We start from the raw sequence: 14,277 nt of genomic DNA on the forward strand, positions 1-14,277 counted from the left end.
ACTAGAAAATGAAGAAAGGTAAGAAATAGTGGTTGATGTAAATCGTTTTAAAAGTATGCAAATCACCCTAGCTTCTCCGAACAAGGTCCGTTCATGGTCTTATGGGGAAGTGAAGAAACCTGAAACAATCAATTACCGCACACTTAAACCAGAACGCGAAGGCCTCTTTGATGAAGTTATTTTTGGTCCAACCAAAGATTGGGAATGTGCTTGTGGTAAGTACAAACGGATTCGTTACAAGGGAATTATTTGTGACCGCTGTGGTGTTGAAGTAACCCGCGCTAAAGTTCGTCGTGAACGTATGGGGCACATCGAATTGAAGGCACCTGTTTCACATATTTGGTACTTTAAAGGAATTCCAAGCCGCATGGGACTCACTTTGGATATGAGTCCTCGTGCTTTGGAAGAAGTCATTTATTTTGCGGCTTATGTGGTCATTGATCCTAAGGATACACCGCTAGAGCATAAGTCAATTATGACTGAACGTGAGTACCGTGAACGTTTGCGTGAGTACGGTGCAGGCTCATTTGTAGCGAAAATGGGAGCGGAGGCTATTCAAGATCTCTTGAAACAAGTAGATTTGGAAGCTGAAATTGCTGTTCTCAAAGAAGAATTAAAAACTGCGACTGGACAAAAACGTGTGAAGGCAGTTCGTCGCTTGGACGTTTTGGACGCCTTCTACAAGTCTGGTAATAAACCAGAATGGATGGTTCTCAATATCCTGCCAGTCATTCCGCCAGATTTGCGTCCGATGGTTCAGCTGGATGGTGGTCGTTTTGCGGCTTCTGACCTTAATGACCTCTATCGCCGTGTTATCAACCGGAACAATCGTTTGGCACGCTTGCTTGAGTTGAATGCACCTGGTATCATCGTGCAAAATGAGAAGCGTATGCTTCAAGAAGCAGTTGACGCTCTGATTGACAATGGTCGTCGTGGTCGTCCGATCACAGGACCAGGTAGCCGTCCACTTAAATCATTGAGCCACATGCTTAAAGGGAAACAAGGACGCTTCCGTCAAAACTTGCTCGGTAAACGGGTTGACTTCTCAGGACGTTCTGTTATCGCCGTTGGACCAACTCTAAAGATGTACCAATGTGGTGTGCCACGTGAAATGGCGATCGAGCTCTTTAAACCATTTGTGATGCGTGAAATCGTTGCGCGTGATATCGTTCAAAACGTAAAAGCTGCTAAACGCTTGGTGGAACGTGGAGATGAGCGTATCTGGGATATCCTGGAAGAAGTAATCAAGGAACACCCAGTGCTCTTGAACCGCGCACCGACCCTTCACCGTTTGGGAATCCAGGCCTTCGAGCCAGTTCTAATTGACGGTAAAGCTTTGCGTCTGCATCCATTGGTCTGTGAAGCCTACAATGCCGACTTTGATGGTGACCAAATGGCTATCCACGTACCATTGTCAGAGGAAGCGCAAGCTGAAGCTCGTATCCTCATGCTAGCAGCTGAGCATATCTTGAACCCTAAAGATGGTAAGCCAGTTGTAACGCCATCTCAGGATATGGTCCTAGGTAACTACTACCTGACAATGGAAGAAGCAGGTCGCGAAGGCGAAGGTATGGTCTTCAAAGATATGGATGAAGCTGTCATGGCTCTTCGTAATGGTTATGTGCACTTGCATACTCGTGTAGGTATTACAACAGATAGCCTGGCGAAACCATGGACTGAGTCGCAAAAACATAAAATTTTGATGACCACAGTTGGTAAAATTCTCTTTAATGCGATTATGCCGGAAGAATTGCCATATCTGCAAGAGCCAACCAATGCTAACTTGACTGAAGGTGTTCCAGATAAGTATTTCTTAGAATCAGGAAAAGATATCAAAGAAGCCATCCAAGCTCTTGAATTGAATGTACCATTTAAGAAGAAAAATCTTGGGAATATTATCGCTGAAATCTTCAAACGCTTCCGTACAACAGAAACATCTGCCCTGCTTGACCGCTTGAAGAACTTGGGTTACCACCATTCTACTCTGGCTGGTTTGACAGTGGGTATTGCTGATATTCCGGTTGTCGAAGACAAGGCTGAGATTATCGAAGAATCTCACAAACGTGTAGAACAAATCACTAAACAATTCCGCCGTGGTATGATCACAGACGACGAACGCTACAATGCTGTCACTGCTGAATGGCGTGCTGCCCGTGAAAAACTTGAAAAACGTTTGGTTGCCAACCAAGATCCGAAGAACCCTATCGTTATGATGATGGACTCTGGAGCGCGTGGTAACATCTCAAACTTCTCACAGCTTGCCGGTATGCGTGGTTTGATGGCTGCGCCAAACGGACGTATCATGGAATTGCCAATCTTGTCTAACTTCCGTGAAGGTTTGTCAGTACTCGAAATGTTCTTCTCAACTCACGGAGCTCGTAAAGGTATGACGGATACGGCCCTTAAGACAGCCGACTCTGGTTACCTGACACGTCGTTTGGTTGACGTTGCTCAAGACGTTATCATCCGTGAAGACGACTGTGGAACAGATCGTGGACTCCTTATTACTTCTATCACAGATGGTAAGGAAATGATCGAACCTCTTGAAGAGCGTTTGGTTGGTCGTTATACTAAGAAATCTATTAAACATCCTGAGACAGGAGAAGTCCTAGTTCCTGCTGATGTTCTTGTAACTGAGGATATGGCACGTCAAGTGGTTAATGCTGGTGTGACGGAAGTCACAATCCGCAGCGTTCTAACATGTAACACTCGTCACGGTGTCTGCCGTCACTGTTATGGTATTAACTTGGCAACTGGTGATGCGGTTGAAGTGGGTGAAGCAGTCGGAACCATCGCTGCTCAATCTATCGGGGAACCTGGTACTCAGTTGACTATGCGTACCTTCCACACGGGTGGTGTTGCTTCAAGTTCAGATATCACGCAAGGTCTTCCTCGTGTCCAAGAAATCTTTGAAGCCCGTAATCCGAAAGGGGAAGCGGTCATCACTGAAGTCAAGGGTGAGGTTACAGCTATCGAAGAAGATGCATCTACTCGTACCAAGAAGGTCTTTGTTAAAGGTCAAACTGGTGAAGGTGAGTATGTGGTGCCATTTACAGCTCGAATGAAAGTTGAAGTGGGTGACCAAGTGTCTCGTGGTGCGGCTTTGACCGAAGGTTCTATCCAACCTAAGCACTTGCTGGCTGTCCGTGATGTCTTGTCTGTTGAAACTTACCTGCTTGCCGAGGTACAAAAAGTTTACCGTAGCCAAGGGGTAGAAATCGGAGACAAACACATCGAAGTAATGGTTCGTCAAATGATTCGCAAGGTTCGTGTCATGGATCCAGGTGATACAGATCTTCTCATGGGAACTCTTATGGATATTACAGACTTTACAGATGCTAACCGTGATGTAGTTATCTCAGGTGGTGTACCGGCGACAGCTCGTCCAGTCCTCATGGGAATTACCAAAGCTTCCCTTGAGACAAACAGCTTCCTGTCTGCAGCTTCCTTCCAGGAAACAACTCGTGTCTTGACTGATGCGGCTATCCGTGGTAAGAAAGACCATCTACTTGGTCTTAAGGAAAATGTTATCATCGGTAAGATTATCCCTGCTGGTACTGGTATGGCTCGCTACCGTAACTTGGAACCACAAGCTATCAATGAAGTAGAAATTATTGATGAAGTTGTGGTGACTCCAGAAGAAGTAGAGTCTACTGAAACACTAGTAACAGAATAAGATGAAAGAAACTCGTTTTAAAAACGGGTTTCTTTTTATGTAGAAGATAAGCTTGGTTGATCTCTAAAAGATCAGATTTTGGTATTGGCAAGATGAGAGCATGTAACCCATTTTAGCTGAATTGATTGACAATAGAGTATAAAATAAAGCATCTCCATTGATTTTGTCTAAAATATAGAACTAACCATGAGCAAATTAGTTTCATTATCAAAGGATTTCATATATAATATACGATACAAAGGAAGAAAATATGTACCGAGTAGTAGAAATGTATGGGGACTTTGAACCCTGGTGGTTTTTAGATGGTTGGGAAAATGATATTATTCAAGAACAGCGGTTTGAAAAGTACTATGATGCTTTGAAATTTTATAAAATTCAATGGCTAAAATTAGAAACAGAATTTAAAGAATATAAGAGTCGCAGTGATTTGATGACCGTTTTTTGGAATGAAAAGGATCAGAGATGGTGTGAAGAATGTGACGAATACGTTCAGCAATATAGATCAATTATCTTGTTGGAAGATGAAAAGGTCATCCCAAAAAGCAAATACCGTCCAGGTTATGCCAAACAAAACGGGCCTGATAAGCATCGATCATGCCGAATAAAAGAAAGAAAATAAAAAACCGATAAATTTAATCGGTTTTTTATTGTGTTTACGAATAAATAGTTGAAGAAAGGCTTGAAAAAAACTTTTCGACAAAATTTATTTAAGGGAGGTCTTATGGTTCAAGAAATTGCCCAGGCGATTGTCCGGCAAGCTAAGGAAGAGTGTGCTCAGGATATTTATTTTGTACCCAAGGATGATTGCTATGAACTTTATATGAGGATTGGCGATGAGCGACGCTTCATACAGACTTATGATTTTGACCAGCTAGCTGCTGTAATTAGTCATTTTAAATTTTTAGCTGGGATGAATGTAGGAGAAAAACGTCGCAGTCAGCTGGGGTCCTGTGATTATCGTTATGATGATAAGGAAACGTCGATTCGCCTATCGACAGTAGGCGATTATCGCGGTTATGAAAGTTTAGTTATTCGACTTCTGCATGACGAAGAGACAGAATTGAAGTTTTGGTTTACTCATTTTCCTGAATTGAGAGAGAAGTTTAAGGACCGAGGGCTGTATCTTTTTTCGGGACCAGTAGGGAGTGGCAAGACCACTCTCATGCATCAATTAGGTCAACTAAAATTTAAGGGTCAGCAGGTTATGTCCATTGAAGATCCTGTTGAAATCAAGCAAGAGGATATGCTTCAGCTTCAGCTGAATGAAACGATTGGTCTGACCTATGAAAGTCTGATTAAGCTTTCCCTGCGTCACCGTCCTGACTTGCTGATTATTGGAGAAATTCGGGATAGTGAAACCGCTAGAGCAGTGGTTCGAGCTAGCTTGACGGGAGCTACAGTTTTTTCAACGATTCACGCTAAGAGCATTCCTGGTGTTTACGAGCGTTTGTTGGAGCTGGGTGTCAGCGAAGAGGAGTTGAAAATTGTTTTACAGGGTATTTGCTATCAGCGCTTGATTGGGGGAGGAGGTGTGATAGACTTTGCGAGCGACGACTACCAAGAACACGAGCCGACCGTCTGGAATCAGCAGATTGATCAGCTTCTTGCAGCAGGACATATCCATCCTGAGCAAGCAGAAGCAGAAAAAATTAGGAACTAGCAAGCAAAAGCAGGTCATTGAACTGTTTAATAATTTATTCTCTAGTGGTTTTCATTTGGCTGAGACTGTGGATTTTTTAGGACGAAGCGCTCTTTTGGAGCAAAACTATGTTCAGCAAATGCGTCATGGCCTAGCTAATGGACAAGCATTTTCAGAGATTATGGCTGGACTTGGTTTTTCTGACGCAGTAGTAACCCAGCTGTCATTGGCTGAGTTACATGGGAATTTATCGCTTGCTTTGCTAAAAATAGAGGAATATCTGGATAATCTTGCTAAGGTAAAAAAGAAGCTAATTGAAGTAGCGACCTATCCCATGATGCTTCTTAGCTTTTTGGTATTAATTATGATGGGCTTGAGAAATTACCTTTTACCCCAACTTAGCAGTCAAAATTTTGCAACTCAACTCATTGGCCATTTGCCGACTATTTTTCTACTAACCGTCTTAATGTTACTTGGATTAACAGGAGCGATTTATCTGATTTTCAAAGGCCAGAAACGGATCCCTGTATACTCTTTCTTGGCTCGCCTGCCTTTTGTTGGATCCTTTGTAAGGATTTACCTAACCGCCTATTATGCGCGTGAATGGGGCAATATGATTGGGCAAGGCTTGGAGCTCAGTCAGATTTTTCAGATTATGCAAGAGCAACGCTCGGTTTTATTTCAGGAAATTGGTCAAGATTTAGGTCAAGCTTTACAAAACGGTCAAGAATTTTCAGATAAAATTGCTTCGTATCCTTTTTTCAAAAAGGAATTGTCTCTAATCATCGAATACGGGGAAGTCAAATCTAAGCTGGGAAGCGAACTAGAAATCTATGCTCTTAAGACTTGGGAAGAATTTTTTGGTAGGGTCAATCGGACCATGAATCTGATTCAGCCCCTAGTCTTTGTCTTTGTAGCCTTGATGATTGTCTTATTGTATGCGGCAATGCTATTGCCCCTTTATCAAAATATGGAGGTTCATCTATGAACAAATTAAAAAAATTACGTGTGAAAGCTTTTACTTTGGTGGAAATGTTAGTCGTCCTTCTGATCATCAGTGTCCTTATGCTCTTATTCGTCCCTAATCTAACCAAGCAAAAAGAGGCTGTTTCGGATACTGGAAATGCTGCGGTGGTTAAGGTAGTTGAGAGCCAGGCTGAGCTCTATGAACTCAAAAATACAGGAGATCAAGCAACCCTCAGCAAACTAGTCGCAGCTGGGAACATTAGTCAAAAGCAAGCAGACTCTTACAAGGCTTATTATGGTAAGAACAATAGTGAGACTCAGGCAGTTGCCAATTAAGGCCTTTACAGTTTTGGAAAGCCTCTTGGTCCTGATGATTAGCAGTTTTATCTTGCTGGCTTTATCAAGCTCTGTTCAAGCTACTTTTGAGCAGATTCAGGCAAAGATCTTCTTTTTAGAATTTGAGCATTTTTATCAGGAAAGTCAGAAGATTAGCGTATCTTCTCAGAGAAAGCTGGTGCTAGAAATCTCAAACCAAGAGATTTCAAACGGCTATGCTCGTCTTCCAATTCCTAAAGGAATCCAAGCACCTGAATCTACACAGATCTATTTTGATAAGGCTGGAGGTAATTCTTCACTCAGTAAAGTTCAGTTTCAAACCAAGGAAGGACTGGTGACCTATCAACTCTATATTGGAAATGGCAAATTTAAGAAAACGACAAATTAAAGGGACTATCTTACTGGAAGCCTTACTAGCTTTGGGAGTTTTTGCTGTAATTGCAAGTTTGCTACTAGGTCAAATCACGCAATCACGCAAAGAAGCAGCTGTCATTTTACAAAAAGAAGAGGTCCTGCGGGTGGCCCAAATGGCCCTCCAAACAGGGCAGGACCATCTTTCTTTAAATGGCATTGAAATTCGGATTCAGAGAACAAAGGATCAGATTCGAGTGTTCCATCAGGGGGAGGAATTGATTGATGTTGAAAAAAGGTAAACTAGCAGCCTTTACCCTGCTGGAAGCCTTAGTGGCCCTCTTGGTCATCAGTGGTGGCCTCTTGGTTTTCCAGGCAATGACCAAGCTTCTAGCTAGTGAGATTCAGTATCAAGAGCAAACTAAGGCCAAGGAATGGCTCTTGTTTGCGGACCAGTTAGATGCAGAATTATCCCGGAGCCATTTTGAAAAAGTCGAGCAAAATAGGCTCTATGTCAAACAAGATGGCAAGTCGATTGCATTTGGTAAGTCTAAAAGCGATGATTTTAGAAAAACAGATGCGAATGGCCGTGGTTATCAGCCCATGATTTATGGACTAGAAGCTGCTCAAATACATAAAGAAGGTCAGATAGTTCATTTGCTTCTGCAGTTTAGAGATGGCCTAGAAAGAGAGTACATCTATCGTGTTGAAGAAGAACATTAGGGCTGGAGTCATGCTTTATGCCCTGCTTATGGCTGCCGTTTTTAGTCTGCTGTTGCAGTTTTATCTCAATCGTCAGACGGCTCATCAGCGTAATCTTTTTGCCCAGCAAGAAAGACAGGAAGCTTACGCTATAGCCTTGCTGACAAAAGAACAGAAGCTAGCTGATAGTGGACAATTTTCTTTTAATAAAGGCCAAAGTCAATACCAGAAAGAAAAGGACCAGTTGGTTGTCAATGTAGTGATCTCTGACCGGACTTACGATTTTACCTTTGCTATCAAGGAGCCATCAGTCAGGTTGGATAAGGATCAGGATAAAGATAAAAAGTCTGAACTGGAAAAAGAAGAAAAGAAAGAAGCAGAGCCTGCCCGTGAAAAAGAGGAAGCCAAAGACGATAATGGCAAAAAAGATTAAATTTTGATAAGATAAGGAGCGGAGGAAACTATGAATTTTGAAAAAATTGAAGAAGCCTATACGCTCCTTTTAGAAAATGTCCAAGTCATTCAAAACAAGCTTTCAACTAATTTTTATGATGCCTTAATCGAGCAAAACGGTATCTATTTGGATGGGCAAACGGACTTAGAAATTGTCAAAAAGAATCATCAAACTTTGAAGAGCTTAAAGCTAAGCAGAGAAGAGTGGCGGAGAGCCTATCAGTTCATTCTGATGAAGGGTGCTCAGACAGAGCCTTTGCAAGTCAACCATCAGTTTACACCAGATGCCATTGGTTTTCTGCTGATTTTTATCATTGACCAGCTGATGGTAGCATCAGATATTACTCTTCTTGAGATGGGAAGTGGAACCGGAAATCTTGCAGAGACAATCCTGAACAATAGTCAGAAAGAGATTGATTATCTAGGATTAGAAATCGATGATTTACTGATTGACCTATCTGCCAGTATTGCCGAAGTGATGGGTTCTAAAGCTCATTTTGCTCAAGGGGATGCAGTGCGACCTCAAGTTCTAAAAGAGAGCGACTTGATTATTAGTGATCTGCCTGTCGGTTACTATCCGGATGATCAGATTGCCAGTCGCTACCAGGTAGCCAGTCAGACGGAGCATACCTATGCTCATCATCTATTGATGGAGCAGGCTTTAAAGTATTTGAAGGCCGATGGCTATGCTATCTTCTTAGCTCCTAATCACCTCTTAACCAGCCCGCAGAGCGGCTTACTTAAATCCTGGCTCAAAGACAATGCCAGCTTGGTTGCGATGATTGCTTTGCCAGAAAAACTTTTTGCATCAGCCTCTCAGGCTAAGACGGTTTTTGTTTTGCAAAAACAAAAAAATATAAAAGCGGAACCTTTTGCCTATGCATTGACAGATCTACAAAATCATGATGAAATTACTCGCTTTCGCGAAAGTTTTCAAAAATGGCGCAAAGTTAGTGAAAACTGATCAAAATTCTGGTATAATGAGAACTGAAAACGCTTAAAAGAGGTAAATTATGTCTAAAACAATCGCAATAAATGCAGGAAGTTCTAGTTTAAAATGGCAGCTCTACTTGATGCCAGAAGAAAAAGTATTAGCTAAAGGTTTGATTGAGCGGATTGGACTCAAAGATTCTATTTCAACAGTGAAATTTGATGGTCGTACTGAAAAACAGGTGCTTGATATTACTGACCACACTCAAGCTGTAAAGATTTTGTTAGACGATTTGATGCGTTTTAATATCATAGCGTCTTTCGATGAAATTACAGGAGTAGGCCACCGTGTCGTTGCGGGTGGTGAGTATTTCAAAGATTCTGCTCTAGTTGATGAAGAAGTCATTCAAAAAGTTGAAGAACTTTCTCTCTTGGCCCCTCTTCATAATCCAGCAAATGCCGCAGGGATTCGTGCTTTTAAGGAACTTTTGCCTGACATTACAAGTGTGGTAGTGTTTGATACTTCTTTCCATACGACTATGCCAGAAAAAGCTTATCGTTATCCATTGCCAACGAAATATTATACGGAAAACAAGGTACGTAAATATGGCGCACATGGTACTAGCCATGAGTATGTAGCACATGAAGCAGCTAAACTTTTGGGCAAACCGATTGAGGAGTTGAAGCTTATCACCTGTCATATTGGTAATGGTGCTTCTATTACAGCTGTTGATAAAGGTTTGTCTGTTGATACTTCGATGGGCTTCACACCTCTGGGTGGTGTCATGATGGGAACTCGGACTGGTGACATTGATCCTGCAATTATTCCTTATCTGATGCAACATACAGATGATTTTAAAACTCCCGAAGATATCAGCCGAATTTTGAATCGTGAATCTGGTTTACTGGGGGTTTCCGAGAAATCAAGCGATATGCGTGATATTCATGAAGCGATGCGGGCAGGTGATGCCAAGGCTCAATTAGCTAACGACATTTTTGTAGACCGGATTCAAAAATACATTGGTCAGTATCTTGCCGTTTTGAATGGAGCGGATGCCATCATCTTTACCGCAGGAATTGGCGAAAATTCTGTGACTATTCGTAGACTGGTTATTGAAGGAATTTCTTGGTTTGGCTGTGATATTGATCCAGAAAAGAATGTCTTTGGGCAATATGGGGATATCTCAACACCAGAAGCCAAGGTCAGAGTATTAGTTATTCCAACAGACGAAGAGCTAGTCATTGCGCGTGATGTAGAACGTTTTAAAAAATAATAGGGGGCAAGGCGTTAGCCTCCCTTTTTTATAGATTGGGAAAGAAATGGGATTCTATTTAAAAAAACTAAAATATTGTTTAATTGTGTTGGTGATAGTAGTCTTGACACAAGTTCCTTTCATTGCAATGAGGTATTTAGAAGACAAACAATCACCAATTAGTGTAGGTGGAATAATCATCCTGTACCTATTTATTATTCTTTTAACGCTCTTTCTTGCTAAAAGAGAAGGAATCCTCACATTTGATTTCAGCTTTTTTAGTTGGTCTTCAGTGGGACTTTTGGCCTTATCTTATTTCCTATCGATTCTCATCGGTGCTTTAGGGTTTGTTGTCATGAGATTGGAAGGGGGCTCGCTTATTCCTCGTAATCAAGAGAGAATTCAAGAGGCGATGAGCGAGATCCCACAGATTGTCATGATTATCGCAACAGTGATTGGAGCTCCAGTTCTAGAGGAAGTCATTTTTCGTGGCTTTATTCCCAAGAAACTTTTTCCTAAGCATCAACTGGTGGGATTTGTGATAGGTGCGATACTTTTTGGCCTTTTCCATGGTCCGACTAATATTGGTAGTTTTATCGTTTATGGAGGAATGGGAGCAGTCTTTGCCTATGTAGCCTATACGACAGAAAGGTTAGAAATGTCTATTATGGCCCATATGCTTCGAAATGGAATTGCCATATTCCTCATGTTATTTGTAAATAATCAAGCTTGACGAGAAATTTTCTCGTCTTTTTTCTGAGGAAAATATGATAAAATGTTAGTAATTAAGAATTAGTGAGAGAAATAAGATGGCTCAAAAAAAGATTGATGTTCGAAAACTAGTCCCAGACGGTAAGACAGGTTTGTGCGGGATTCTTAATGTAACCCCAGATTCTTTTTCAGATGGTGGAAAATATAACACTGTAGAATTTGCTTTAGAGCAAGCTCAGTATCTGATTCAAGAAGGTGCCCAGATGTTGGACATTGGTGGGGAGTCTACGAGACCCGGTAGCCATTATATTGAGATTGAAGAAGAAATTGAACGAGTGGTTCCAGTGATTGAGGCTATTCGTAAGCGAAGTGATGTCTTGATTTCAGTCGATACTTGGAAAGCGCCCGTAGCAAAAGCAGCCCTAGCAGCCGGTGCAGATATAATTAATGATATCACCGGATTTTTAGGTGATGAAGGAATGGTGCAAGTGGTGGCTGAGTCTTCTGCTGGAGCTATTCTGATGTTCAATCCGGTTATGGCTCGACCTCATCATGCTAGCTCATTGATCTTTCCCAAGTTTGGCTTTCAAGATGTTTTCACAGACCAGGGATTATCAAAGTTTGCGCATTCAGAAATTGTAGATTTGATGTGGGCCTTTTTTGATAAATCCTTGTCTAGAGCAAAAGCGGCAGGAATAGAGAAGAACAGCCTCATGCTGGATCCGGGTATCGGTTTTGGTCTTACTAAACGAGAAAACCTAATTCTGTTACAGCATCTTGAAGATATTCATCGGGCTGGTTTTCCAATCTTTCTTGGCGTTTCTCGCAAGCGCTTTGTTGTGAATATACTGGAAGATGCAGGCATTGAGGTTGATCCAAAGACAGATTTGGGCTACCAAAATCGTGATATAGCCTCTAGTCATTTGACCAGTATTGCGGCCAGTCAAGGGGTAGAAATGCTACGAGTTCACGATATTCCTTATCATAAAATGGCGGTGGAGATTGGTGATGCGATTCGTTTAGCTAACCGCGCTGAAGATTTAACCTTGGGACAATACAAATAAGATGATAGATAGAAACGAAAAACCAGATTTGAGCTGGATTGCAAACTATCGGACGGATACTCCGAACTTTGGCCTAGAACGAATGGAAGCCCTGCTGGCTCATCGAGAAGATCCTCATAAGCAGCTTTCAGTCATTCATATAGCAGGAACCAATGGCAAGGGGTCAACGATTGCGACTCTTCGAGAACTTCTTCAGTTAAGAGGATTACGAGTTGGAACCTTTACCTCTCCGTATATTGTTTCTTATAATGAGCAAATTGCTATAAACGGACAGGCTATTTCCAATCAAAAATTGAACCAGCTCTTGCAGATTTATAAAGATTTGTTTGTCCATCAAGGACATCATTCGGCTTTCAAGGGAGTGACTGAGTTTGAAATTATCACGGCCTTGGCCTATGATTATTTTGCTCAGGAAGAAGTGGATGTGGCGATCATTGAGGTCGGTATGGGCGGACTTCTAGACTCGACAAATGTTTGTCAGCCGGATCTAACTGCGATTAGCACGATTGGATTGGATCATATGGCTCTTTTAGGCTCTACTCTTGGGGAAATAGCGGAGCAGAAAGCTGGAATCATCAAGACTTCAATTCCAATAGTCACTGGTAAGATTGATAGAGAAGCCCTGGAAGTTATCCTGCGCGTGGCAACAAGTAAACAGGCTCCAACATATTTGTATGGGCAGTCCTATCAGGTTGACTGGCTTGGAAGTGAAGAAACTGGCGAAGTCTTTTCACTGGAAAATGAATGGAGAGAATCCAGTATTTACCAAACATCACTCCTAGGATCTTATCAAACAGATAATGCGGCCTTGGCTATTGAGATTTGTGATCTATATTGCCAACAAAAGGGTTTGCCTCTTCTGACAAAAGAAGAAATCGACCGTGGACTTCTAGCAGTTGCTTGGCCAGCTAGGATGGAAAAAATTTTGGAGCAACCTTTGATTTTTTTGGATGGGGCACATAATCCGCATGCTTTAAGTCCTCTATTAGCTTCCTTCCAAGAACGCTTTGCTTCAAAAGATAAGAAGATTTTATTTACCTGTATTCGGACCAAAGCACTAGATGAGATGTTGCAGTTGTTTGCTCAAGCAGATGTATCTGTCACATTGACATCTTTTGCGGATGAGCGAGCAGTTTCTGAAGAGGAAATGAAGAGACAAGCCTTCCAAACGGGGCTAACCTATCAACCTTGGAAGCAGTATGTAGATAGCTATTTACAAGATGCGCATAAGGATCAAGAGGTGCTTCTGATTACTGGCTCCTTGTATTTTTTAGCTCAAGTTAGAGCCTATATATTGACAAAGAAAGAGGAAATAGATGGATCAGTTAAGAATTAAAGATTTGGAAGTCTATGCTTATCATGGGGTTTTTGCGGCTGAAAAAGAATTGGGTCAGCGTTTTGTGCTGGATCTGATTTTGGATTATGATATGACTCGGGCTGCTAAAACAGGTGATCTGACAGCTTCTATCCACTATGGTGAGCTGGCTCAGGAGCTAGTTAAGTGGTGTCAGGAAAGCAAGGAAGATTTGATTGAAACGCTGGCTTATCAGCTGATTGGCAAGATTTTTCAATCCTATGACCTGGTTGAGAAAGTCAGTTTAGAGGTCAAGAAACCTTGGGCTCCTGTTCCTCTACCTTTGGACACATGCTCAGTCAAGCTAGTTCGTCAAAAGCGGAAAGCTTTTATCGCTCTGGGAAGCAATCAGGGCAGCCCAGTTGCCAATCTGGATGCGGCTCTGGAAAAAATGGCTGAGCAAAATATAAGAATTTTGCAGGCATCAAGTCGTATCGAGACAGAGCCCTGGGGTGGAGTTGAGCAGGATCCGTTTCTCAATCAAGTTGTTGAAGTTGAAACCTGGCTCAATCCTGAGGAGTTGATGCAGACGCTCTTGGCTATTGAAGCGGATTTAGGACGCGTGCGAGAGATCAAATGGGGACCGCGCGTGATTGATCTGGATATTCTTTACATAGGACAAGAAGAGATATACAGTCCAAGCCTGATTGTTCCTCATCCTTATGTGGCTGAGCGGGCTTTTGTCTTGCAATCTCTGGTGGAAATCGCCCCACACTTTGTCGATCCCGTGCAGAAAAAAAGCATCCGCCAGCTCTGGGATGCAGTTGAAAAATGAGAAAAGAAGCTTGTCGCCAGGCAAGTTCTTTTGTTGTCTGAACTTTCTCTGAACTTGCCCCTGTATA

At 42.0% G+C, this 14,277-nt stretch carries 15 protein-coding genes; all 15 read left to right on the forward strand.

Annotated elements, in window-relative coordinates:
• The first annotated feature begins 28 nt into the window (after positions 1-28).
• The 15 genes from rpoC to folK all read left to right on the forward strand — a co-directional run bounded on the left by rpoC (position 29) and on the right by folK (position 14,210).
• Positions 29-3,676, forward strand: a complete 3,648-nt coding sequence (gene rpoC / locus HMPREF2780_RS10420) for a DNA-directed RNA polymerase subunit beta' (RefSeq protein ID WP_105026580.1) — start codon at positions 29-31, stop codon at positions 3,674-3,676.
• A gap of 250 nt (positions 3,677-3,926) precedes the next feature.
• Positions 3,927-4,295: a DUF1033 family protein gene (locus tag HMPREF2780_RS10425; protein ID WP_061601798.1), complete on the forward strand. Its 369-nt coding sequence runs from the start codon at positions 3,927-3,929 to the stop codon at positions 4,293-4,295.
• 102 nt (positions 4,296-4,397) lie between these two features.
• Positions 4,398-5,336: a competence type IV pilus ATPase ComGA gene (gene comGA / locus HMPREF2780_RS10430; RefSeq protein WP_061601797.1), complete on the forward strand. Its 939-nt coding sequence runs from the start codon at positions 4,398-4,400 to the stop codon at positions 5,334-5,336.
• A complete protein-coding gene (comGB, locus tag HMPREF2780_RS10435) occupies positions 5,269-6,303 on the forward strand; it encodes a competence type IV pilus assembly protein ComGB (RefSeq protein ID WP_105026581.1) in 1,035 nt (344 codons plus the stop codon). The genes comGA and comGB overlap by 68 nt, the downstream gene beginning before the upstream one ends.
• Complete coding sequence (gene comGC, locus HMPREF2780_RS10440; protein WP_012130940.1) at positions 6,300-6,617, forward strand: competence type IV pilus major pilin ComGC; 318 nt, start codon at positions 6,300-6,302, stop codon at positions 6,615-6,617. The genes comGB and comGC overlap by 4 nt, the downstream gene beginning before the upstream one ends.
• Positions 6,577-7,005: a competence type IV pilus minor pilin ComGD gene (gene comGD / locus HMPREF2780_RS10445; protein WP_105026582.1), complete on the forward strand. Its 429-nt coding sequence runs from the start codon at positions 6,577-6,579 to the stop codon at positions 7,003-7,005. The genes comGC and comGD overlap by 41 nt, the downstream gene beginning before the upstream one ends.
• Complete coding sequence (gene comGE, locus HMPREF2780_RS10450) at positions 6,977-7,270, forward strand: competence type IV pilus minor pilin ComGE (protein ID WP_045504498.1); 294 nt, start codon at positions 6,977-6,979, stop codon at positions 7,268-7,270. The genes comGD and comGE overlap by 29 nt, the downstream gene beginning before the upstream one ends.
• Positions 7,254-7,691 carry a competence type IV pilus minor pilin ComGF gene (comGF, locus tag HMPREF2780_RS10455; RefSeq protein WP_105026583.1) on the forward strand — a complete coding sequence of 146 codons (438 nt, stop codon included), beginning with the start codon at positions 7,254-7,256 and terminating at the stop codon, positions 7,689-7,691. Before comGE ends, comGF begins: the two co-directional genes overlap by 17 nt.
• On the forward strand, positions 7,672-8,103 hold the full coding sequence (gene comGG, locus HMPREF2780_RS10460) for a competence type IV pilus minor pilin ComGG (protein WP_233994395.1): 432 nt from the start codon (positions 7,672-7,674) through the stop codon (positions 8,101-8,103). Before comGF ends, comGG begins: the two co-directional genes overlap by 20 nt.
• Before the next feature lie 30 nt (positions 8,104-8,133).
• Positions 8,134-9,087 carry a class I SAM-dependent methyltransferase gene (locus HMPREF2780_RS10465; RefSeq protein ID WP_105026584.1) on the forward strand — a complete coding sequence of 318 codons (954 nt, stop codon included), beginning with the start codon at positions 8,134-8,136 and terminating at the stop codon, positions 9,085-9,087.
• Positions 9,088-9,136: 49 nt separating this feature from the next.
• A complete protein-coding gene (locus tag HMPREF2780_RS10470; RefSeq protein WP_045634156.1) occupies positions 9,137-10,327 on the forward strand; it encodes an acetate kinase in 1,191 nt (396 codons plus the stop codon).
• 280 nt (positions 10,328-10,607) lie between these two features.
• The gene (locus HMPREF2780_RS11810; protein ID WP_233994396.1) at positions 10,608-11,039 is read left to right on the forward strand and encodes a CPBP family intramembrane glutamic endopeptidase; all 432 of its coding nucleotides are present in this window, start codon (positions 10,608-10,610) and stop codon (positions 11,037-11,039) included.
• Between the two features lie 76 nt (positions 11,040-11,115).
• Positions 11,116-12,081, forward strand: coding sequence for a dihydropteroate synthase (gene folP / locus HMPREF2780_RS10480; RefSeq protein WP_105026586.1), 966 nt, complete (start codon positions 11,116-11,118; stop codon positions 12,079-12,081).
• Positions 12,082-12,085: 4 nt separating this feature from the next.
• Positions 12,086-13,417: a bifunctional folylpolyglutamate synthase/dihydrofolate synthase gene (locus tag HMPREF2780_RS10485; RefSeq protein WP_233994399.1), complete on the forward strand. Its 1,332-nt coding sequence runs from the start codon at positions 12,086-12,088 to the stop codon at positions 13,415-13,417.
• Complete coding sequence (folK, locus tag HMPREF2780_RS10490; RefSeq protein WP_105026588.1) at positions 13,398-14,210, forward strand: 2-amino-4-hydroxy-6-hydroxymethyldihydropteridine diphosphokinase; 813 nt, start codon at positions 13,398-13,400, stop codon at positions 14,208-14,210. Before HMPREF2780_RS10485 ends, folK begins: the two co-directional genes overlap by 20 nt.
• The last annotated feature ends 67 nt before the right edge of the window (positions 14,211-14,277 follow it).

This window comes from Streptococcus sp. HMSC062B01, from assembly GCF_001811085.1.
GTDB lineage: Bacteria > Bacillota > Bacilli > Lactobacillales > Streptococcaceae > Streptococcus > Streptococcus gordonii.